The following is a 20,197-nucleotide window of genomic DNA, read 5'->3' as shown; positions in this document are numbered from 1 at the left end:
GAAGAGGCATTGACCAGTCGTCCTAACCGCATCTACGCACTGGGCGCACTCAGGCCGATCCTTGCCGGCTGCCTTCTGCGCATCCAGCGCTGCCTGGACAGCCTCGCCCCGGTTCTCTCGGTGATTCACCGCACCCGATGTCGAATACAGCCGTCACGCTCCTGTCCCAGGCCACCCAGAAAGGCCAAGCCCCATTTCTATCTCGCCTACAAACTCGCGTAATGCGAAGGCTTAAGTTGAGAGCATTGCCCCGCACAGGGGCAACGCCTGCATACCGACGCGAACACAAGAAACGCCAAAGCGCGAGAAATCCCGCCCGCAGCGGTGCAGCACCCGACACCACACCGTCAACCAATCTCAACGACAACCTTGCTAGCCGCACTACCATCGGCGACAGCCTCGTAAGCAAGCTCGGCTTCACCCAGCGCGAAGCACCGCAAATCCACCCGCGGCTTAAGCTGCCCCGCCTCGGCAAGCCGCGAAGCCTCGCGAAGTATCTCACCGTGATGCAAACGGTGCTTCCCGCTCAAAAGCGGATAAAGCGTGAACACACCCGAATAAGTCGCCTCACGAAACGACAGCGGCGCGAGCGCATGCGTGCCCCACCCGAGCGCGCTCACCACGTGCCCAAAATGCTTGACCGCGGCAAACGAAGCATCGAGCGTCTTGCCGCCCACCGTGTCCACCACGAGATCAAACCCTGCACCGGCCGTATGCGCCTGAACATACTGCTCGACGCTTAGCGCGCCATAATCAATAGGCGTCGCACCCAACTGCGAAATCACATCGCCGTTGCGCGCGCTCCCCGTCGCGAAAACATTCGCACCGAGCGCGCGCGCAATCTGCACGGCCACGTGGCCGACGCCACCCGCGCCGCCCTGAACCAGCACGCTCTGTCCCGCCGCCAGGTACGCGCGATCGACGATGCCCGACCACGCCGTGATGAACGCAAGCGGCAGCGCGGCGGCTTCGCGCATCGAGAGATTCGCGGGCTTGCGCGCGAGGAGGTCCGCGTCGACGGCCACGTGCTCGGCCAGCGAACCTTGAATGCCGCCTACGCCGCCCGTCATGCCGTACACCTCGTCGCCCGGCGCGAAACGCGTGACGCCCGCGCCGACCACTTCCACCACGCCCGCCATGTCGATGCCGAGCACGAGCGGCAGCGGATGCTTCGCATGATCGGCCTTCCCTGCACGAATCTTGACGTCGAGTGGATTGAGGCCCGCAGCATGGACGCGCACGAGCACCTGGCCCGTTTGCGGCTGCGGGCGATCGAGCGCGGCCAGTTCGAGCGGACCATCGTACTGGCTGAGGACGAGTGCTTTCATTGTCGGTGTGTGCTCCGTTGCGAGCTGGAAAGGATAACCAGGCGATATTCGCCTTAGCCCTTGTGATTCAGCTGCGAAGCAGCGTCGCGCAGCGCCGTGCGCAAGCCTTCCTCCACCACCGGGTGATAGAACGGCATCGCCACCATGTCGTCCACGCTTAGTCCCATCTGCACACTCCACGCGAGCAGGTGCCCGATATGTTCAGCCGCCGGTCCGAACCATTCCGCACCCACGAAGCGCCGTGTCGCGCGATCCACGTACACGTGGCCCAGGCCGTGGTTCTTGAGCATCACGCGGCTGCGGCCCTGGTCCTCGAAGCTCACGGCGCCCGTCACGAAGCTGCCTTCCACCAGTTCCCGATGTGACTTGCCAACCATGGCGATCTGCGGATCGGAAAACACGATCGCAAGCACCGCACGGCGCGCAACGGGTTCGACTTCGGGAAAGCGAGCCGCGTTGCGGCCCGCTGCGCGGCCCTCGTCGGCGGCCTCGTGCAGCAGCGGCAGCACGTCGTTCGCGTCGCCGGCCAAAAACACCGGCGCGGTGCCGACTTGCAGCGTAGCCGGGTCGAAGCGCGGCACGCCGTGCGCGTCGAGTTCGAGCGAGGTGTTTGCAAGGCCCAAATTCGCCACGTTGGGGTCCCGGCCAGTTGCCGCCATGACGTAATCAAACGTTGCTTCGGACTGCGTGCCGTCCGCGCGGGCGTGCCGCAGCGTCACGCCCGCATCGCTGCGCGTGGCCGATACGACACGTCCCTGCGTCTCGAACCGCATTTCCGCGCCGAACACGCGGTGCGCTTCGCTGATCAGACGCGGGTCCGTGAGCGGCCCCACGCTGCCGCGCGAGCCGCCGTACAGCGTCACCCGCACGCCGAGCCGCGCAAGCGCCTGGCCGAGTTCCAGACCGATGACGCCCGCACCGACCACCGCAACGCTGCGCGGCAAGTCCTCCCAGGCGAACACGTCGTCGTTGACGATCAGCCGGTCGCCAAGTCCGGCCAGCGACTCGGGTACCGTGGGCGTCGAGCCCGTTGCGATCACGACGCTTTTTGCGCGCACCTGCGTGTCCTCGCCAACCTGGAGCAGGCCGTCGTCGATGAAGCGGGCGTGCCCTACGAGGCGGTCCGCTTCGGGCAGTGCGAGCGTGCTGTCCACGACGAAACCGACGAACCGGTCCCGCTCACTGCGTACGCGCTCCATCACGGCCCGGCCGTCGATTTCCATGCCGAGCGGATTCACGCCGAAACGCGGCGCCATGGTCACCGCGTGCGCCGCCTCGGCCGCCGCGATCAGCAGCTTCGAGGGCATACAGCCCACGCGCGCGCAGGTCGTGCCGTAAGCGCCGCCTTCAATGATGATTGCGCTTGCACCTTCCGCCTTCGCGGCGCGGTAAGCGGAAAGTCCGGCCGTGCCGGCGCCGATAATGGCGACATCCGTTCGCAGGGTTTGCATCGTGTTTCCTTGAAGGGTTCATGCATTCGTTTTCGTGACCCAGTCTAGGAGGTCCACGCGCGAGGGTGAATGTCGGCGCTGCTCAAGTTCATGCCCGATCGTCTCACGGGCAGCGGGGCGGGACGGCCGGTCACTCGGGCATGTGCTGCGCGAGCCAGTCGATCAACACTCGCACCTTCGGCGGCAAAAAGCGGTTGGGCGGATAGAGCATCCACACCGGGCCGCTGTACGCGCGCGGCTCCAGCGACCACTCGGGCAACACGCGCACGAGCAGCCCGTCGCGCAACGCGTCCGCCGCGGCGAATTCGGGCAGGCTCGCAATGCCCCAGTCCGCGAGTGCCGCATCGCGCCGCGCGCCCACGTCGTTGGCGATATAGCGGCCCTTCACCTCGACGGCATGCGTCTGCGCGCCGCGCCGGAAGGTCCAGCGGTTGTCGTCGGGCGTTTCGCCGAGATAGAGGCAGTCGTGGCGGGCGAGATCCTTCGGGTGCGTCGGCGTGCCGTGCGCGCGCAGGTAGGCGGGGGACGCGCACGGCATCCACTGCAGCGTGCCGAGCCGCCGCGCCGCGAGCCCCGGCGGCGGCGTGGGCGTCGGGCGAATCACGATATCGACGTTGTCGCGCACGGGATCGACGTCGCGGTCGGTGAAGATGAGTTGCACCGCGACTTCCTCATACGCACACAGGAAGCCGGAAATCAGCGGATGAATGACGCTTTGCGCAAAGGAAATAGGCGCGCTGATGCTGACGCGGCCATGCGGGCGGCCGGTCAGGCGGCTGGCGGCTTGCGCCGCGCTCGCGGCGGCTTCGACCATGTCGGTGCAGTGACGGTAGACCTCGGCGCCGGATTCCGTGAGCCGCAGGCTGCGCGTGGAGCGCTCCACCAGGCGCGTGCCGAGCGCGCGTTCGAGCCGCTGCATCTGGCGGCTCACGGTGGAAGGCGTGCTGCCGAGCTGGCGCGCCGCGACCGAGAAATTCCCCGCGTCGACCACGCGGGCGAAGGTGGCGAGATCGGGCAGCAGCGGCAGGAGGTCGGCGGGATTCATGGCAGGAAGGCGAAGTCATCTGTGCATTCGGAGCATAAATGATGTTCCGCATAAGCGGATTATCGCTGCGAAAGCATTATCGGACAATGTGTCCGTTCCCGGCTCATCCGCAGGCTCGTTCCCCATGAATGCTCTGACCCGTTCTTCCCGCACCCTCGATCTGCTGCTCGTGGCCGTCGCGCTCATCTGGGGCACGAGCTATGGCGTGGTGAAGGGCGCGCTGCTCGTCTACCCGGTGCTGGGTCTGCTCGCGCTGCGCTTTGGCATCACGTTCGTGCTGCTGTCGCCCGCGTTGCGCGGTCTGCGTCATGTGACGTGGCGCGAGCAGATCGGCGTGCTCGGCGCGGGACTCCTGCTGCTCGGCATCTTTCTGGCCGAGACGTTTGGCGTGTCGCTCACGAACGCTTCGAATGCCGCGTTTCTCATCAGCCTGTGCGTGGTCCTCACGCCGCTCGTGGAGTGGGCGTGGCTCAAGCGCGCGCCGCGGCCCGTGGAATGGGCGGCGGCCGGCGTGTCGCTGCTTGGCGCGCTGCTCCTGACGGGCGGCCATGTGGCGGCGAGCCCCGGCGATCTGCTGGTCGTGCTGGCCGCGCTGCTGCGCGCCTTGGCGACCTGCGCGGTCAAGCGCGTGATGAAGTCGGGCGCCGTGCCGGCGCTCACGGTGACAGCGGTCCAGTCCGCCGTCGTGTCGATCGGCTGCGCCGCGCTTGCGATCACTGTCGCGCCCGAACAGTGGCAACCGCTGCCGCACTGGCAGGGGCACGGCGTGTTCTGGGGCAGCGTGATCTATCTCGTGGCGGGCTGCACACTGTTCGCCTTCTTCGTGCAGAACTACGCCGTGAGCCGCAGCAGCCCCACGCGCGTGGCATTGCTGATGGGCAGCGAGCCGGTGTTCGGCGCGCTGTTTGCCTGCGTGTGGCTCAGCGAGCGGCTTACCTTGCCCGCGTGGATCGGCGGCATGCTGATCGTCGCCGCTTCGCTTTTCGCGCTCAAGCGCGAACCCCAAGCCGCTGCGCAGATTGAAGCGCAGGGCGCCGTGAAAGTGTAGCCGCGCCCACATCTGCGGTTTGCTTTTTTTGTTGTGGTTCGCAAATCAAGCGCCTCGCAGAGCCCAAAACCTCAAACCTGCACACCCCAGCGCCGCACAGTCAACCGCTCCAGCGTATCAAACACCAGATGCTCAACGAGCAGCCCAATAACGATCACAGCAGCAAGCCCAGCAAAAACACGATCGGTATAAAGCTCGTTGCGGTTCTGAAAGATATACCACCCAAGCCCACCCTGCCCTGCGCTAGCGCCAAACACAAGTTCCGCCGCGATCAGCGTGCGCCATGCGAAGGCCCAGCCCACGCGCAAGCCCGCAATGATCGAGGGCAGCGCCGCAGGCACGAGTATCAGCACCACCTGGCGTAGGCCGCTCAACCCGTAGTTGCGCCCCGCCATGCGCAGGGTAGCCGGCACGCCGAGAAAGCCCGTATACATGTTGAGCGCGAGCGGCCACAGCACGGCATGCACAAGCACGAACAGCAGGCTACCGGTGCCGAGCCCGAACCAGAGCAACGCAATAGGCAGGAGTGCGATGGAAGGCAACGGATTGAACATCGCAGTCAGCATGGAAAGCAAGTCGCGCCCCACGCGCGTAGAAACCGCGAGCGACGTGAGCACGAACGCGAGCACTACGCCAATAGCATAGCCGCGCAGCAGCACCGACATCGAAATGCCGGTCTTGACGAGCAATTCGCCGCTCGCAATGCCCTGCACGAACGCGGCAAGCGTCGCGCCAAAGGTCGGCACGAGCAGATCGTTCGCAACCACGCGCGCCGTGGTCTCCCAGACTGCAACAAGCACCAGCGCGATGAGCGTGCGGCGAAACCAGCCCGCATCGAGCACGCGCCGCGCAAGCGGCAAGGGCGCGGTGGCGGCTCCCGCCTGCACCGGCAGCAAGGGCCGCTCGTATTCCGCGCGCACGGGCGGCAAGGTCGGCAGCGTAGGGTGTGGCGTGCTCATCGGCTGGCCTCCTTTTCAGCTTCGGTTTCAATATCGGTATCGAACAACAGGCGATGGATGCGCGCCACACTTTCGCGAAAATCCACGCCGCCCATGCTCGCATGCGAATACGCGTGACTGTTCACCTCCGCGCGCACGCGTCCCGGATGCGGCGAGAGCAGCAGGATGCGGTTGCCGACCACGAGCGCCTCTTCGATCGAATGCGTGACGAACAGCAGCGTGAAGCGCGCGTCGTCCCAAAGGCGCAGCAGTTCTTCCTGCATCTTGCGGCGCGTGAGGGCGTCGAGCGCGGCGAAGGGTTCGTCCATCAGCAGCACGCGCGGCTGCATGGCGAGCGCACGCGCTATCGCCACGCGCTGTTTCATGCCGCCCGAAAGCGTGTGCGGATACGCATCGGCGAAGGCGGCGAGGCCTACCTTGTCGAGGTAATGGAGCGCACGCTCGCGCGCTTCGGCACGCGGCAGCTTGCGCGCGACGCGCAACGGAAACGCCACGTTCTCGGCCACGGTTTTCCAGGGCGGCAACTGGTCGAATTCCTGGAACACTACGACGCGGTCCGCACCCGGCCCGCGCACCGGTCCGCCCGCCAGCGAGATCGATCCCGACACCGGCTCGATAAAGCCCGCAATCGCCTTGAGCAAAGTGGACTTGCCGCAGCCCGAAGGCCCGAGCAGCACGAAACGGTCGGCGCCGTAGACATCGAAGCTCACGTCCTGCGTGGCGCGCACGATGCGCTCGCGACTGCGGTATTCGAGGCTGACGTTTTCGATGGCGAGCAGGCGTTCGCTGTGTCGTGCGGCGTCGACGGTGTGTTCGGTATGCGCAGGCCGCTCGCTCACAACGACGCGTTCCGCCGCGCCCGCTTCGCGGCGCGCTGCGGGAGCGCGCTCCCAGAATCTGGTGGAGGTGACGTTCACTTTTCGCAAATCCAGCGGATAAAACGTCAACATACGGGCACCCGGTGTGCCGCCCAACCAATGAATCGACATATTCAAACCAGGCCTGCTGATAAGCGCTAGATGTCCGTCACCAATGCGAACGGGTCCGCAAGGGGCCCGTTCCCTGGCGCAGATACCGTGCTTGCTCAACTGCCGTTGGCAACCGCCGGATCGTCGAAGAAGTAATCGCGCCACGACTTCGGCTCGTTGCGGATCGCGCCGACGCGATACATGAATTGCGCGAGCGCGAGCGTATTCTGCGGCGCGGTCTTGAACTGAACATCCGGATCGCGCAGGATCTTCAGGAGCAGATTGCGGTCGATCTTCGAGTCGTTCACGCGGATATAGATATCCGCGGCCTGCTCGGGGTGCGCTGCGATGAAGTTCGCCGCATCGGCGAGCGCCGCCACGAATGCGCGATAGGTCTTCGGGTTCTCCTCGCGGAACTTCTGCGTGGCGTAAAGCACCGTGGCCGAACCCGGTCCGCCCAGCACGTCGTACGAGTTGAGCACGATATGCGCCTTCGGGTTGGCCGCCAGTTCCTGCTGCTGGAACGGCGGATTGCCGAAATGCGCCGTGATCACACTGCTGTTCGCGATGATCGCGGCCGTGGCATCCGGGTGCGGAATCGCCTGGCTGTAGGGGTCGAGCCGGTCGAACTGCTTCTCGCCCCACTGCTTCGCCGCCGCGTATTGCAGCACGCGCGACTGCACGGAAACGCCCACGGCCGGCACGGCAATGCGGTCCTTGCTCGTGAAATCGGCAATGGTCCTGACGTTCGGATTCGTGCTCACGAGGTAATACGGCAGGTTGCCGAGCGATGCCACGCCTTTCACGTTCTGCCTGCCATGCGTGCGGTCCCACACCGTGAGCAGCGGGCCCACGCCCGCGCCGGCCACATCCACCGCGCCGGAAAGCAGCGCGTCGTTCACGGCCGCGCCGCCAGAAAGACGCAGCCAGTCGACCTTGATATCCACGCCGGCCTTGCGCCCCTCCTGCTCGATGAAATGCTGGTCGCGCGCGACGTTGAGCATCAGATACACGACACCGAACTGCTCCGCAATGCGAATCTGCCCTTCTGCGCGCGCGATTGCCGGCGCGCCCAGCCCAAACGACGCGAGCGCAATGGCGAGTGACGCAACGCCCGCACGGCGCCACACGTTCGCGCGTTTCGCGAGCGCGTTACCGATGGAAAGCAACATACTATGGATTCCTTCTTATTCTGTTTAATATCGAACGTGCGAAAAATGCCCCGCGGCGCGCATCAAAACGGCGTGTCGCCTTCGATGGTGGTGCGATAAAGCTTACGGCGCAGATGACCGGGCGTGCCCGCCGCGAGGTGCATGAGCGAGCGATTGTCCCAGAACACGAGATCGTGCTCACGCCATGCGTGGCGGTAGCAATGCTCCGCACGCACGCTGTGCGCGAACAGCGCGTCGAGCAGCGCGCGGCTTTCGTCCTCGGGAAGATCGACGATGCATGTCGTAAAGTGCTCGCTCACGAACAGCGCCTTGCGGCCCGTTTCCGGGTGCGTGCGCACGACCGGATGCACAACGGGCTTCACCTGCGCGATCTGCTCCGCCGTGAGATTCGGCCGCCACGGGCTGCGCGCCTGAAGTTCCGCATAGCGCGCGAGATAGGTATGCTCGGCGCGCCGCCCTTCCACGGCGCTCCGCAAATACGCAGGCAGCGTCTCCCATGCGAGATGCATGTTGGCGAACAGCGTATCCCCGCCCTCTGCGGGCAACTCCTGCGCGTGTAGCAGCGAACCGAGGCTCGGCTTCTCCTTGTATGAAAGATCGGAGTGCCAGAAGTGCCCCGCGTCGCCAAGACCGATGGGCTTGCCGTTCTCCACGATGTTCGAAACGATTAGCACCTCAGGGTGGCCCGCCAGTGCGAACTGGTGCAGCACGTGGATCTGCAGCGGCCCAAAGCGGCGGCTAAATTCGACCTGCTGCTCCGGCGTGATGCGCTGGTCGCGAAACACCAGCACATGGTGATCGAGGTGCGCGCGATGAATTCGCGCAAAGTCTTCGCTCGACAGCGGCTTCGCGAGATCGAGGCCGACCACTTCCGCGCCGAGCGGCGCATCCAGGGGAAGCATGTCGAAGCGTTGGGACGCGTGCGCGCTCGATGCGGCTGAAGCGGTGAATGTGGCAGGGGTAGTCACGCAGCAAGCCTTTCAGGTAAGCAATGGCTTCAATCTACGTGATCCGCCCGCCGCCTGACAACGAAGCAAATCCGATACGTTTATCCGTTCGAGTCATAAAGGCGCTGTTAAGGCATACGGCGGCATGGGTCGCAGACCGGCGCTGCGGGCCAGGATACTCATGTCCGAATCTGGCCAGAATCCTCCCCGAATCTGTTTTAAAGTCTCGACATGCGCCTCGATCCCGACACCTGCTACCAGACCATGCTCGCGAAGGACCGCCGTTTCGACGGCTGGTTTTTCGTCGGCGTTTCGTCTACCGGGATTTACTGCCGCCCGGTCTGCCCGGTTCGCACGCCCCGGCGCGAGAACTGCCACTTTTTCGCCAACGCCGCGGCGGCGGAACGCGCGGGCTTTCGCCCCTGTCTGCGGTGCCGCCCTGAACTGGCCCCAGGCAACGGCCTGCTCGACGTTTCGAGCAGGCTCGCGCACGCCGCCGCCTCGCTGATCGTATCGGCAGCCGTTTTGCTGGTCCGGCATTCTCGCGTTCCTCGCGCGCCCCTTTCCCAGCGCGGCCACGCTGGCACGCGAGCCAGTCTCCGCACTCGAGGATACGGGTATGGCGCGCAAGCGTGCAGAGACGATCGTTGCGCTCGCAAGCGAAGTGTCGTCGGGGCGCATCAGGATCGAGCCCGCAGCGCCGCTGGAGGAAACGCTCCATGCACTGCGGAACATTCACGGCATCGGCGAATGGGACGTGCAATACATCGCCATGCGCGCGCTCGCGTGGCCCAATGCCTTTCCGCCGTGCGACCTGAAACTGAAAAAGCGGCTGGGCTACGCGCGCGCATCCGTATTCGGCCGCCATGCCGGACAATGGCAAACGTGGCGCGCCTACGCAACCCTCCACATGTGGAGCCAACTCGAAGGCCAACTCAAATGACACGCGGCTACCTGATTCCCAGTCCATTGGGCGATATCGCGCTGCGCATAGAAGACGATTTCCTGACCGGCCTCTTTTTCGTGGGCCAGAAGTACTTTCCGCAGATGTCGCTCACGCGTATCGGAACCGGAGCGCCGCCACTCGCGCTTTACGCACAGCGCCAAATCACGCAGTTCTTTTCCGGCGAGCGCCGGGACTTCGGGCTTCCCATCGCATTGCGTGGCACGCCGTTTCAGCGGCGGGTCTGGAAAGAGCTTGAAGCGATTCCGTATGGACGTGTGATCTCCTATGCGGAGGTCGCGAAGCGCCTGCGCCTGGACTCGGGGCACGCACGCGCAGTGGGGAGCGCGGTAGGCCGCAACCCCGTTTCCGTGATCGTTCCGTGTCACCGCGTCGTCGCGACAAACGGCGCGCTGACCGGCTACGCAGGCGGCGTGGATCGCAAGGCGGCACTGCTCGAACTCGAGCATGCCGGCCCATTGGAATGAAACCAAGTGGACCGCTTCTCGGCACCCAATCAGCCTTAGCCGCCAGTTTAGAAGCGGTCCGCTCTCACACCTACTGCCCGCCCCCGTACATATCGAGCAGCATCAGCGTCACGCCGTTGGTCCAGCCAAAGCCATCCTGCAACGGGTATTCGCCGCCCCCACCGCCGCCTTCGCCCGCGCCCTCGACGATATATTTCTCGACGAGCTTTTGCTGCGTGTTATAGACGTTCTCGACGTCGGCGAGAAAACGCGTGCCGACTGGCTGCGCGAGATCGCTGTGTCCGTATTGCTTGAGGCCCTGGATGGCGATCCAGTGCAGCGGCGCCCAGCCGTTCGGCGCATCCCATTGCTGGCCGGTGTTGTAGGTTGACGTGGCGAGGCCGCCCTGCTGGAGCAGCACGCTTTGCATGGTCTGCGCCGTCTTCTTCGCGCGCTCAGGCCACGCCACGCCCGCCATCAGCGGATACATCATCGCGGGCGTCTGGTTGTCGCGCGACTTGCCGAGCCGCCAGTCATAGTCGCCGTAGTAGCCCTTGTTGTTCCAGAGGTAGCGGTTGATGCCCTCGGCGCGGCGCGCGGCGTAGCCGGCGAACTGTCCCACGCAGCCGAAATCGCGCGCGACCGTGCAGGCGCGCACGATCGTCGTCTCCAGATGGAACAGGAGGCTATTCAGATCGACCGGAATGATCGACGTGGTACGCACGGTCCAGAGGTTCTGGTTGTCGCCGAACCAGCGCGAGCTGAAATCCCAGCCGCTTTCGGCGGTGGCGCGCAGGTCGCGGTAGACCTCGTTGGCGGGGCGGCCCGTGGCCTGCTGCGCGGTCTGCACGTCTTCGATATACGACTCGTCGCGCGGCGTGTCGAGTTCATCCCAGTAACGGTTGAGCACGGAGCCGTCGCGCAGCACGACCACGTTGCGCGTGGCCTGCCCACGCGGCGTGCTGCTCGCCCCCTGCATCCAGTACGCGTACTCCTTGCGCAGCGCGGGCAGGTACTTCTGATACACGCTGTTGCCTTCCTTTTGCGCCGCGAGTTCCACCATGTACGAATAGAACGGCGGTTGCGAGCGGCTCAAATAATAAGTGCGATTGCCATTCGGAATATGGCCGAAGGTGTTGATCATGTACGCGAAGTTGTCGAGCATATCGTCGACGAGATCTTCATGGCCCGACTCCTGAAGCCCGAGCATCGTGAAGTACGTGTCCCAGTAATAGCCCTCACGGAAGCGCCCGCCCGGCACGACATAGGGCTTCGGCAGCGGCACGAGCGAACTGTTGTCGGGCGCCGACGTGGTCGTGCGCGTGAGCCCGGTCCAGAGCCAGTCGATATGCTGGCGCAGGGTCTGCCCCGCAGGCGGCGTGATGCTCTGGTCCGGCGGCGGCGTGAAGTATTGATTTACGAAATTCAGCAACGAGAAGCCGGGTTGGTTCTTCTGCGCTTCGTAGAGCTGAACGATGGTTGCGGGGTCCGTGTTCGGCGTCGAATCGACGAAGGTCTTCTGGTCGGGGAAGATCTGCGCGGTCTGCACTGCCACGAACAGATCGCCATACAGAATATCGGGCGCAGGCGGCAGCGGCGCGCCCACCTGCGTGTCGGCGAAACAGTTTGCGCAGGCAAGCAAAAGCGTGGCGACACTGGCCGCGCTGATCGCAGCGCGAGATCGCTGCGGCGACTTTCGGGGCGGGAGTGACTGTAAGCTTGCTTGAATGCGATGCGCATCGTTTGGCGATGCGGCGTGGGTGCGAGATTGCAGTTGCGTGCTCATGTTGCCTCCTTGGTGTTGGGGCACTTCGCTGGTCTCCTCGCACCGACCCGTTCACGCCGTTTGTCTGCGGCGTGCGGGTCCGGCTGGACGCACGATGGCATCGCCGTTTCCCGGGCAACGAGAGCATCACATGACTTCGTACACCGAAGCAACTGCGGCGTGACAAGGCGCTAATGTGCGGAAAATTATGCCACCGACCTGACGGAAAAGACACGGCGCGTCGGTAACAGTGGCCGTGCTGGGGCGGCATGTGCAGCAGATATGCGGGCGCCAGGCACGACAGCCATATCGCGGGCGCCCACTTTTTCAAACATCGCCTGAATCGTCGATACGATCCGGAAGCACATCGCTGCCTGCGCTATCGGTGTCGCTCTGTGCTTCGTCCTCGCCCGCTTCGAGCGCGTGATTGTCCAGTTCGGTGTCGCGGTCGATGCGCGCAGAACGCATGCCTCGCGAACCACGCCCTCACGCGTTCGTGAGCGGCTAGCGTGCGCAAAAGTGCAACGATCACGGGCGTGAGCGCGCCTGCCTGCGCAAATGCGCAAACGCCATCGCCACGCCAAGGACGCCAATCGCCGCCCCGCCCATCAACGCGTGCACATGGCGCTCGGTGAAGAGCGGCGCGCCGCCATTGCGCGCTTCACGGTCGAAGCGGCCATGCGCGCCGATCTCGCCCGGCACGGGCGCATGCAGGTTGTCGGGCGCGTCGGGCGCGCGCGGGTTGCCCGTCAATTGCCCGCGATACCCCGCTCGCGCGAGATAGCGGTCGAGCAGCCCCGGCGCGATCAGGTCGGCGATGATGGCGCGCACCGTGGACCAGCCGAGCCAGAGCGTGCGCCGCCGATGTTGCGCGGCAAAGAGAATGGCGCGCGCGGCGACTTCGGGCTCATAGACGGGTGCAACGGGCCGCGCGTCCTGCCCGGTACGGTTGGCCGCCCAGTCGAACTGCGGGGTGTTGATGGCGGGGAGATCGACCAGCGAGATGTGCACGTCGAGGCCGTCGTGAATCAGCTCCGATCGCACGGCGTCGGTAAAGCCGCGCACCGCGAACTTTGCGCCGCAATACGCGGATTGCAGCGGGATCGCGCGCGAGGCGAGCGCCGACCCCACGTTGACGATCGCGCCGCGATTGCGCGTGCGCATGCGCGCGAGCGCCGCCATCGTGCCGTGCACCTGGCCGAGATACGTGACCTGGGTCGCGCGCTCGAAGTCGCGCGGCAAGATCGACGAGAGCGGCGCAAAAATGGTCGCCATGGCGACGTTCACCCACACGTCGATTTCGCCCAGTTCGCGCTCCACGCGCGCAGCCGCCGCTTCGACGGCCTGTGCGTCGGCCACGTCGGTGGGCACCGCGAGCGCGCGCACACCGCTGTAAGCGGCCTGTAACTGCGCGGCGGCGCGCGCGAGCCGTTCGGGTTCGCGCGAAAGCAGCGCGACGTCGTAGCCCGCGCGCGCGAAGGCTTCAGCAACGGCGCGGCCCACGCCCGCGCCCGCGCCGGTCACGACAACGATCTTGTGGTGCAGCTTTCGATGCATCGGCTCAGTATTCGAAAAGGGAAGACGTGATAATGTCGACCCGCAATGCCTATGCCTGTCTGGCATCGAAATGCGGTGCGGGGGCCGGCACCGCATTTGCGCATCGACCTGTTTGCGAACCGCCGCCCGCCTGCCGCGCGCCCCTGCCGAGGAGTCCCAGCTCATGTCATCGAATTCATCGTCGAATGCCAGGCCCACGAAAGCCGACCCATCCGATCTCGACCGTCTCGCCATCGACACGATCCGCACCTTGTCGATGGACGCCGTGCAAAAGGCCAATTCCGGCCACCCCGGCACGCCCATGGCGCTCGCGCCGCTCGCGTACCAGATCTGGCAGCATCATCTGCGTTACGACCCTGCCGCGCCGCTATGGCCCAATCGCGACCGCTTCGTGCTCTCGAACGGCCACGCTTCAATGCTGCTCTACTCGCTGCTGCACCTCACGGGCGTGCAAGCCATCGACGAGAAAGGCAAGCTCACGGGCAAGCCCGCGGTCTCGCTCGACGATATCAAACACTTTCGCCAGATCGACAGCGTGACGCCGGGGCACCCGGAATTTCGCATGACGACGGGCGTCGAGACGACCACCGGGCCGCTCGGCCAGGGGCTCGGCAACAGCGTGGGCATGGCCATGGCCGGGCGCTGGTTCGAACAGCATTTCAATCGCGCCGACGCCAAAATCTTCGACTACCGCGTCTACGCGGTGTGCGGCGACGGCGACATGATGGAAGGCGTCTCGCACGAAGCGGCTTCGCTCGCGGGCCATCTGGGTCTGTCGAATCTGATCTGGTTCTACGACAGCAACCGCATCACGATCGAGGGCCACACCGACCTCGCCTATAGCGACGACGTCGAAGCGCGCTTTCGCGGCTACCACTGGAACACGCTGCACGTGGACGACGCCAACGACACGAAAGCCATCGAAGCCGCCATCGAAAAAGCGCAGGCCGTGACCGACAAGCCGACGCTCATCGTGGTAAAGAGCATCATCGGCTGGGGCGCGCCGAACCGGCAGGACACGGCAGCGGCGCACGGCGAGGCGCTGGGCGAAGAAGAAGTGCGGCTCGCCAAGCGCGCATACGGCTGGCCGGAAGACGCGCAGTTTCTCGTACCCGATGGCGTGTACGAACGTTTCGCGCAGGGCATGGGCGCGCGCGGCAAGGCGGCGCACGAAGCATGGAAGCAACGCTACGACGACTACGCAAAGCGCTACCCCGAGCTAGCGAAGGACCTGAGCTTGATGCTCGAAGGCAAGCTGCCCGAGGGCTGGGACGCCGACATTCCCACCTTCGAAGCCGACGAAAAAGGCCTCGCGACACGCGAGTCGTCGGGCAAGGTGCTCAACGCCATTGCGCAACGCGTGCCGTGGATGATCGGCGGTGCCGCCGACCTCTCGCCCTCGACCAAGACCAATCTCAAGTTCGAAGGCGCGGGCAGCTTCGAGCGCGATCACTACGACGGGCGCAACCTGCACTTCGGCATTCGCGAGCACGGCATGGGCGCGGTCTCCAATGGCCTCGCGCTTTCGGGCTTGCGGCCGTTCGCGTCGACGTTCCTCATTTTCAGCGACTACATGAAGCCGCCCATCCGGCTCGCCGCGATCATGGAGTTGCCCGTGGTCTACGTGTTCACGCACGATTCGATCGGCCTGGGCGAGGACGGGCCGACGCATCAGCCGATCGAGCAGCTCGCCGCGCTGCGCAGCGTGCCAGGCCTGCTCACGCTGCGCCCTGCCGACGCCAACGAAGTCGCACAGGCGTGGCGCGTGGCACTCACGCGGCCGCACGAACCGGCCTGCATGGTGGTGACGCGCCAGCCGCTGCCCACGATCGACCGCACGAAATACGCGAGTGCGCAAGGCGTGAGGCGCGGCGCATACGTGCTCGCCGACGCGCCCGATGGCAAGCAGCCCGAGGTCCTGCTGCTCGCCACGGGCAGCGAGGTTTCGCTATGCATTTCCGCCTATGAGACGCTGAAACAGGAGGGGATCGCGGCACGCGTGGTCTCGATGCCTTCGTGGGACGTGTTCGAACAGGAGGACGAGGCGTACCGGGAATCGGTACTGCCGCCGCACATCCATGCACGCGTTGCCGTGGAGCAGGCGGCGACGCTCGGCTGGGACCGCTACGTCGGCCGCTTCGGCTCGCAGATCGTGATGCACACGTTCGGCGCCTCCGCGCCGTTCAAGGCGCTGAAGGCCAAATTTGGCTTCACGCCGGAGCGCGTGGTCGAAGAAGCAAAGAAGCAGATTGCGCGCTGCAAGGCAGGCGCGGGTGAGTAGTTAGTGCCTGCCGGTGCCGTACATGCGCAAATAGCCGCTGTGAAGCATCACCGGCTTGCCGTCCGTCTCCTCGATGAGCCGGGCGGCCGCCGATTCGATCGCGGCGCGGTTGCGGTGGAACGCCTGGCGCAGGTCGGGCTCACGCAGCGATCTCGCGCCGAAGCGATCTTCCAGCGCTTCAGCCGTAATGGCACAGTCCACAGCGACGGAATCCGCCACCGCAACGAAGGTTAGCGCGAACTCTTCCGTGTCGTACCCGACCGGGCCTTCTGGAAAGGAAATGTTCATGATCGTTGGACTCCTGAATTTCTTGCCAACCAACCTGCTCTCGATCCATCTCATTCCTTCCCCGGCGCGCGCATCGTTCATGCCCAGATGAAGCGGTGCGCCTTGACCGACGCCGGAGAATGTTTACCGCCTCGTGATGCCAAACAACAAGCTCGCCAGAAAGAGAATCACGAAGATGAAGAACAGAATCTTGGCGATGCTCGCAGCACCCACCGCAATCCCGCCGAACCCAAAGACAGCCGCGATGATGGCTATCACGAAGAAAACGATCGCGTAGTAAAGCATTGCCGGCTCCTTTGAAAGTGTCTCCCGGCGTATGCGCACCGGCTGTGCCCGAGCCGGCTTTTTGCGAGTGCACCGCCTTCACGACATCGTTTCACTTGCCGCCGCCCGATCCGCTGGACGACCCGCAACGCGCGCCGCTGCCGCCGCAACCGGACGACCGCCCGCCGCCCACGCTGCCCGAAGGCGACCCACCGCCGCACATGCCGCCGGAGCGCCTCGAGCGCGCGGCGCGTTTCGCATGAGAAGAGACGATACGACCACGAAAGGAGAAGGCAATGACCCAGGTTCGCGAAGTGATGTCACGCGAGGTCGTCCATATCGCGCCTGACACGACGATCCGGCACGCCGCCGAACTCATGCGCGACCATGACATCGGCGCGCTGCCGGTATGCGACGGCGACCGGATCGTGGGCATGGTGACCGACCGCGACCTCGCCATGCGCGGGCTCGCCCAGGGCTGCACGGGCGAGGAAACGGTCTCGCACGTGGCGACCTCGGGCGTGCAGTGGTGCTACGAGGACGAAGACGTGAACGTCGTCCAGCGCCGCATGGCGGAGGCGCAGGTGCGCCGGCTGCCCGTGGTAAACCACGAACGCGAGCTGGTGGGCACGCTCTCGCTCGGCGACATCGCCACGCGCTGCGACGGCGCGCAGCGCGAGCGCATCGCCAACACGCTCGAAGACATTTCGCAGCGGCGCGTGCCGTGACGATCGGGCGGGATGCGGCACGGCTCAGGTCTACGTCGATGCCTGCCGCGTCACCCGCCGGCTAGTCGAATGCTTCCCTCGCGCGCACGCGGTCCGCTGCCGCGAGCGCTTCCTGGCGCCGGTAATAGCGCTCGAGGACATAGCCCGCCGTCGCGCCGTGCAGCACGACGGACAGCACGATCGCATCGAGTGCCGCAGGCAGCACGGGCCGCAGCACGTCGCCGGCCTGGTCGATACCCCACACCGCGTAATAGAACGCGCCCACGCCGCGTATGCCCATCCATGCCATCAGGGCGCGCTGCGGCGCGTCAGCGTGCGAGCCCGCCATTGCCGCGAATACGGCCAATGGCCGCGCAACGAACACCAGCGCCAGTGCGCACAGCACCGCGCGCAGGTCGAGCATCTCGCGCCAATGCGCGGAAATCACACAGCCGATGATCAGCAGTACCGAGAACTCGGCCAGCCGCTCGATTTCCAGCGTGAATCCCGTCATGCCTTCGGCAAGCCAGGCGTGCGCGCGCTGCGGATCTTTCGCGACTTCAGTGCGCTCGCCGAGCTGCACGCTTTCGAGCGCTTCTGCCGGGCGGCGCTCGCCCGTTGCGCGCAGTTCCTCGTGGCGCAGCGCCACGCCCGCGGCGAATACGGCCACGAACGCGTATGCGTGCAACAGCAGCGCCACGCCGTAGGTCACGGACATCAGGCCGATCGCGATAAAGCCGTCGAGGCCCACGGCTTCGCCGTAACGCGTACGCAGATGGAACACGATCCGCACGCACAGCGTGGCGAGCACGGCGCCCACGAGGAGCGCGCCCACGATTCCCCATGCCACCCACGCGGCGAATGCTGCCGCGTTCTGCGTGCCGGTGCCGTGCACGCCGTACAGCGCGAGACCGAGCAGCGCGAACGGCATCGCAGCGCCATCGTTGAGACCGCCTTCGCCCGAAAGCGCGAATCGCACTGGCTCGGCGTCGCCGGCCTCATGGACGCGCAGTTCGTTGGCGAGCACCGGGTCGGTCGGCGCAAGCGCCGCGGCAAGAAACAAGGCAACGCCGGTGGCCGCGCCCAACGCCACGCCAAACGCGTACATCAGCCCGACACTGAACGCCATGGCCAGCACGCCCAGGCGCAGCGGCAAGCGCCAGAGCCGGTCGCGCAGCCGCACGCGCAGGTGCATGCCGACGGAAAACAGCGAAATCACGAGCCCGGCTTCCGCCACCACGGTGAGCGTGCGCACGTTCTGCGCGAGGTCGGCGTGCACGAGGCCGAACACACCCGGCCCGACGATCACGCCCACGGCCAGATAGATCATCGCGCCCGTAAGCGGCAGGCGCGCGATCGGACCCCGCGCGAGCGCCACGAACATTAGCAGCACGCCGATCAGAAAAAACCACAGTGCTTCCTCCGGCATCGGCAGGCTTCCCTCCTCGTCGATCGTTGCGGCGGTGCGTGGGCCGCTGCCCGCGCACGAACCCCACATTTGCGCAACCTCTGTGCCACTCGTCACGCGGGCGGCACGATCGCGTCATTCGTCCGCCAGGAGCGGCAGCGCCTTCGCAAAGCACCGCACGTCGCTCAGGCCGGCGCAATCCGCGAACGGCTCGGTCCGCCCGTAACCGTGCCGTTGATAGAACGCGATCGCGCGCCGGTTGGCTTCGCGCGCCTGAAGAATCACGCTGCGATAGCCCGCCCCGGCCGCCACCGTCTCGAGAAAACGAAGAATCGCCGTGCCGGTCCCCGGCCATTCGGGCCGCCGGTAGAGGCAGCGGAATTCGGCCACCTCGAACGAGAAGCGGCACAGCGCGCCGCAGCCGATCGCGAGGCCATCCATGGTGCGCGCCATGACAAAGGCGCTGCGCGCCGAACCCAGGTCGCCCAGGTAGAACTGCGGCTGCACGCTGTCCCCACGGTAGAGCGCCAGCGTGGCGCTCATCTCGTCGAGCAGAATACGGGCGTCGAGCGTGCACGCGTTCTCTCTTCGCACTACTGCGAGTGCCGATAAGTCTTTCATTGCTCATGCCCTCCCGATCTCGTCGCATCCTGGCATGCGCAAGGAGGGTGCCAGGGTGCGACGGTCCAGGCGCGCACAGTCCGCATGCCCATACGGCGCGTTCGAGGCCCCTCACGCCGCTTTCGTCTACCATCGCGTGTGCTTCGTCATCCGATCAGGAGGCCGTATTGGACGCACACGATCTGGGCACCCTTTACCGGCGCTACATCGACTGCCTGAACCGGCGCGATTGGGCTTCGCTCGGGGAGTTCGTCGCTCAGGACGCGATCCACAACGGCCGCCCGCTTGGCCTCGCGGGATATCGCGCCATGCTGGAGCAGGACGTTCGCGACATCCCCGACTTGCGCTTCGAAATCGAACTGCTGGCCGCCGAGCCACCGCTCGTTGCCAGCCGCTTACGTTTCGACTGCACGCCCCGGCAAGTCTTTCTCGGCCTACCCGTCGACGGCCGGCGAATCGCATTTTCGGAAAATGTCTTCTACGCCTGGCGCGACGGGAAGATTGCGCAGGTCTGGTCGGTCATCGACAAGGCCGCGATCGAGGCGCAACTGTCATGAAAAGCCGGTTTGTACCGACGATTGCTGTGGTTTTCGGCGGCGTGATCAGTTGCGCAGTCGCGCACGCAGCAGGAAGTCAGGATGACTCACCTTGCAGTGCGGAAAGTGCCGCGCATGCCGGCTCCTCGTATCCGCAATTCTTTCTTCCCGACCAGAACGGCAAGCCGGTGAAACCCAGTTCGTCGGTGCGCACCTTCACCACGCGAGATTGCGCTGGCGCCGTGCTGCAGGGCGAACACGCGTCCGCGCAGGTACAGGGCGATGCGGTCGAACTGAGGGACGGCAAGGTCTACGTGAACGACCTGTCGTACGGCGCCGTGACGCGCGAGCAATCGGTCGAATACGACGTCAGGCAAGACAAACGCACCTTGCTGGTCGACGGCAAAGTCCGAACGCCCGCGCACTGAGATCACTCCCACCC

General features: G+C 65.5%; 21 protein-coding genes and 2 pseudogenes. 9 read left to right on the top strand and 14 right to left on the bottom strand.

Going from position 1 to position 20,197, the window contains the following annotated elements:
* A pseudogene (locus tag M3I56_RS34870) lies at positions 1 to 222 on the top strand (IS4/IS5 family transposase); the annotation flags it as partial.
* A 125-nt stretch (positions 223 to 347) separates the two neighbouring features.
* Here M3I56_RS34870 and M3I56_RS34865 read toward each other — a convergent pair.
* From M3I56_RS34865 to M3I56_RS34855, 3 genes are all read right to left on the bottom strand, one after another.
* Positions 348 to 1,328, bottom strand: coding sequence for a zinc-dependent alcohol dehydrogenase family protein (locus tag M3I56_RS34865; RefSeq protein WP_254357876.1), 981 nt, complete (start codon positions 1,326 to 1,328; stop codon positions 348 to 350).
* A gap of 53 nt (positions 1,329 to 1,381) precedes the next feature.
* Positions 1,382 to 2,779 carry a dihydrolipoyl dehydrogenase gene (locus M3I56_RS34860; protein WP_254357875.1) on the bottom strand — a complete coding sequence of 466 codons (1,398 nt, stop codon included), beginning with the start codon at positions 2,777 to 2,779 and terminating at the stop codon, positions 1,382 to 1,384.
* Positions 2,780 to 2,909: 130 nt separating this feature from the next.
* Entirely contained in the window at positions 2,910 to 3,824 is a 915-nt protein-coding gene (locus M3I56_RS34855) for a LysR family transcriptional regulator (protein ID WP_254357874.1), read from the bottom strand.
* Positions 3,825 to 3,948: 124 nt separating this feature from the next.
* Here M3I56_RS34855 and M3I56_RS34850 point away from each other — a divergent pair, with 124 nt between their 5' ends.
* Positions 3,949 to 4,872 carry a DMT family transporter gene (locus tag M3I56_RS34850; protein ID WP_254357873.1) on the top strand — a complete coding sequence of 308 codons (924 nt, stop codon included), beginning with the start codon at positions 3,949 to 3,951 and terminating at the stop codon, positions 4,870 to 4,872.
* Between the two features lie 71 nt (positions 4,873 to 4,943).
* On the opposite strand, the gene M3I56_RS34845 is transcribed toward M3I56_RS34850, so the two are convergent.
* The 4 genes from M3I56_RS34845 to M3I56_RS34830 form a co-directional block, all read right to left on the bottom strand.
* Complete coding sequence (locus M3I56_RS34845; RefSeq protein WP_254357872.1) at positions 4,944 to 5,831, bottom strand: ABC transporter permease; 888 nt, start codon at positions 5,829 to 5,831, stop codon at positions 4,944 to 4,946.
* Positions 5,828 to 6,748 carry an ABC transporter ATP-binding protein gene (locus tag M3I56_RS34840; RefSeq protein WP_375541844.1) on the bottom strand — a complete coding sequence of 307 codons (921 nt, stop codon included), beginning with the start codon at positions 6,746 to 6,748 and terminating at the stop codon, positions 5,828 to 5,830. Before M3I56_RS34840 ends, M3I56_RS34845 begins: the two co-directional genes overlap by 4 nt.
* A gap of 167 nt (positions 6,749 to 6,915) precedes the next feature.
* Positions 6,916 to 7,971, bottom strand: a complete 1,056-nt coding sequence (locus M3I56_RS34835) for an ABC transporter substrate-binding protein (RefSeq protein WP_254357871.1) — start codon at positions 7,969 to 7,971, stop codon at positions 6,916 to 6,918.
* Between the two features lie 62 nt (positions 7,972 to 8,033).
* The gene (locus tag M3I56_RS34830; RefSeq protein WP_375541843.1) at positions 8,034 to 8,939 is read right to left on the bottom strand and encodes a TauD/TfdA dioxygenase family protein; all 906 of its coding nucleotides are present in this window, start codon (positions 8,937 to 8,939) and stop codon (positions 8,034 to 8,036) included.
* Between the two features lie 210 nt (positions 8,940 to 9,149).
* Between M3I56_RS34830 and M3I56_RS34825 the strand changes: the two are divergent.
* Positions 9,150 to 9,861 (top strand): annotated as a pseudogene (locus M3I56_RS34825) (Ada metal-binding domain-containing protein).
* Positions 9,858 to 10,349 (top strand): methylated-DNA--[protein]-cysteine S-methyltransferase, encoded by a 492-nt coding sequence (locus M3I56_RS34820; RefSeq protein ID WP_254357869.1) that lies wholly within the window; start codon positions 9,858 to 9,860, stop codon positions 10,347 to 10,349. Before M3I56_RS34825 ends, M3I56_RS34820 begins: the two are co-directional and overlap by 4 nt.
* Positions 10,350 to 10,419: 70 nt before the next feature.
* On the opposite strand, the gene treA is transcribed toward M3I56_RS34820, so the two are convergent.
* From treA to M3I56_RS34805, 3 genes are all read right to left on the bottom strand, one after another.
* Positions 10,420 to 12,114 (bottom strand): alpha,alpha-trehalase TreA, encoded by a 1,695-nt coding sequence (gene treA, locus M3I56_RS34815; RefSeq protein ID WP_254357868.1) that lies wholly within the window; start codon positions 12,112 to 12,114, stop codon positions 10,420 to 10,422.
* Between the two features lie 306 nt (positions 12,115 to 12,420).
* Positions 12,421 to 12,561 (bottom strand): hypothetical protein, encoded by a 141-nt coding sequence (locus M3I56_RS34810; protein ID WP_254357867.1) that lies wholly within the window; start codon positions 12,559 to 12,561, stop codon positions 12,421 to 12,423.
* Positions 12,562 to 12,621: 60 nt separating this feature from the next.
* A complete protein-coding gene (locus M3I56_RS34805; protein WP_254357866.1) occupies positions 12,622 to 13,650 on the bottom strand; it encodes an SDR family oxidoreductase in 1,029 nt (342 codons plus the stop codon).
* A gap of 163 nt (positions 13,651 to 13,813) precedes the next feature.
* Between M3I56_RS34805 and tkt the strand changes: the two genes are divergently transcribed.
* Positions 13,814 to 15,931, top strand: a complete 2,118-nt coding sequence (gene tkt / locus M3I56_RS34800) for a transketolase (RefSeq protein WP_254357865.1) — start codon at positions 13,814 to 13,816, stop codon at positions 15,929 to 15,931.
* On the opposite strand, the gene M3I56_RS34795 is transcribed toward tkt, so the two are convergent.
* Positions 15,932 to 16,219 (bottom strand): DUF1488 domain-containing protein, encoded by a 288-nt coding sequence (locus M3I56_RS34795; RefSeq protein ID WP_254357879.1) that lies wholly within the window; start codon positions 16,217 to 16,219, stop codon positions 15,932 to 15,934. It abuts the gene before it with no gap.
* A gap of 123 nt (positions 16,220 to 16,342) precedes the next feature.
* Positions 16,343 to 16,504 (bottom strand): DUF1328 domain-containing protein, encoded by a 162-nt coding sequence (locus M3I56_RS34790; RefSeq protein WP_028205820.1) that lies wholly within the window; start codon positions 16,502 to 16,504, stop codon positions 16,343 to 16,345.
* A gap of 11 nt (positions 16,505 to 16,515) precedes the next feature.
* Here M3I56_RS34790 and M3I56_RS34785 point away from each other — a divergent pair, with 11 nt between their 5' ends.
* Both M3I56_RS34785 and M3I56_RS34780 read left to right on the top strand, forming a co-directional pair.
* Positions 16,516 to 16,746, top strand: coding sequence for a hypothetical protein (locus M3I56_RS34785; protein WP_254357864.1), 231 nt, complete (start codon positions 16,516 to 16,518; stop codon positions 16,744 to 16,746).
* A 33-nt stretch (positions 16,747 to 16,779) separates the two neighbouring features.
* Entirely contained in the window at positions 16,780 to 17,211 is a 432-nt protein-coding gene (locus M3I56_RS34780; RefSeq protein WP_254357863.1) for a CBS domain-containing protein, read from the top strand.
* 61 nt (positions 17,212 to 17,272) lie between these two features.
* On the opposite strand, the gene M3I56_RS34775 is transcribed toward M3I56_RS34780, so the two are convergent.
* Together M3I56_RS34775 and M3I56_RS34770 are read right to left on the bottom strand one after the other, a co-directional pair.
* Positions 17,273 to 18,688, bottom strand: coding sequence for a cation:proton antiporter (locus tag M3I56_RS34775; RefSeq protein WP_309249204.1), 1,416 nt, complete (start codon positions 18,686 to 18,688; stop codon positions 17,273 to 17,275).
* Positions 18,689 to 18,733: 45 nt separating this feature from the next.
* The gene (locus M3I56_RS34770) at positions 18,734 to 19,219 is read right to left on the bottom strand and encodes a GNAT family N-acetyltransferase (protein ID WP_254357862.1); all 486 of its coding nucleotides are present in this window, start codon (positions 19,217 to 19,219) and stop codon (positions 18,734 to 18,736) included.
* Between the two features lie 167 nt (positions 19,220 to 19,386).
* Between M3I56_RS34770 and M3I56_RS34765 the strand changes: the two genes are divergently transcribed.
* Positions 19,387 to 19,776, top strand: a complete 390-nt coding sequence (locus tag M3I56_RS34765) for an ester cyclase (RefSeq protein ID WP_028205816.1) — start codon at positions 19,387 to 19,389, stop codon at positions 19,774 to 19,776.
* Positions 19,773 to 20,183, top strand: coding sequence for a sugar ABC transporter ATPase (locus M3I56_RS34760; protein ID WP_254357861.1), 411 nt, complete (start codon positions 19,773 to 19,775; stop codon positions 20,181 to 20,183). Before M3I56_RS34765 ends, M3I56_RS34760 begins: the two co-directional genes overlap by 4 nt.
* Positions 20,184 to 20,197: the final 14 nt, after the last annotated feature.

The organism is Paraburkholderia sp. CNPSo 3281, assembly GCF_024206515.1.
In the GTDB taxonomy this organism is placed as follows: domain Bacteria; phylum Pseudomonadota; class Gammaproteobacteria; order Burkholderiales; family Burkholderiaceae; genus Paraburkholderia; species Paraburkholderia nodosa.
Note: the sequence above shows the minus strand (reverse complement) of the source record. Positions and strands in the feature narration are given on the sequence as shown.

Coding starts and splice junctions, on each gene's coding strand:
- M3I56_RS34845 (WP_254357872.1), bottom strand. CDS start 5,831: ATGAGCACGCCACACCCTACGCTGCCGACCTTGCCGCCCGTGCGCGCG.
- M3I56_RS34835 (WP_254357871.1), bottom strand. CDS start 7,971: ATGTTGCTTTCCATCGGTAACGCGCTCGCGAAACGCGCGAACGTGTGG.
- M3I56_RS34855 (WP_254357874.1), bottom strand. CDS start 3,824: ATGAATCCCGCCGACCTCCTGCCGCTGCTGCCCGATCTCGCCACCTTC.
- M3I56_RS34810 (WP_254357867.1), bottom strand. CDS start 12,561: ATGCGTTCTGCGCGCATCGACCGCGACACCGAACTGGACAATCACGCG.
- M3I56_RS34805 (WP_254357866.1), bottom strand. CDS start 13,650: ATGCATCGAAAGCTGCACCACAAGATCGTTGTCGTGACCGGCGCGGGC.
- M3I56_RS34770 (WP_254357862.1), bottom strand. CDS start 19,219: ATGAAAGACTTATCGGCACTCGCAGTAGTGCGAAGAGAGAACGCGTGC.
- M3I56_RS34860 (WP_254357875.1), bottom strand. CDS start 2,779: ATGCAAACCCTGCGAACGGATGTCGCCATTATCGGCGCCGGCACGGCC.
- M3I56_RS34795 (WP_254357879.1), bottom strand. CDS start 16,219: ATGAACATTTCCTTTCCAGAAGGCCCGGTCGGGTACGACACGGAAGAG.
- tkt (WP_254357865.1), top strand. CDS start 13,814: ATGTCATCGAATTCATCGTCGAATGCCAGGCCCACGAAAGCCGACCCA.
- M3I56_RS34775 (WP_309249204.1), bottom strand. CDS start 18,688: ATGTGGGGTTCGTGCGCGGGCAGCGGCCCACGCACCGCCGCAACGATC.
- M3I56_RS34790 (WP_028205820.1), bottom strand. CDS start 16,504: ATGCTTTACTACGCGATCGTTTTCTTCGTGATAGCCATCATCGCGGCT.
- M3I56_RS34760 (WP_254357861.1), top strand. CDS start 19,773: ATGAAAAGCCGGTTTGTACCGACGATTGCTGTGGTTTTCGGCGGCGTG.
- M3I56_RS34820 (WP_254357869.1), top strand. CDS start 9,858: ATGACACGCGGCTACCTGATTCCCAGTCCATTGGGCGATATCGCGCTG.
- M3I56_RS34850 (WP_254357873.1), top strand. CDS start 3,949: ATGAATGCTCTGACCCGTTCTTCCCGCACCCTCGATCTGCTGCTCGTG.
- M3I56_RS34865 (WP_254357876.1), bottom strand. CDS start 1,328: ATGAAAGCACTCGTCCTCAGCCAGTACGATGGTCCGCTCGAACTGGCC.
- M3I56_RS34780 (WP_254357863.1), top strand. CDS start 16,780: ATGACCCAGGTTCGCGAAGTGATGTCACGCGAGGTCGTCCATATCGCG.
- treA (WP_254357868.1), bottom strand. CDS start 12,114: ATGAGCACGCAACTGCAATCTCGCACCCACGCCGCATCGCCAAACGAT.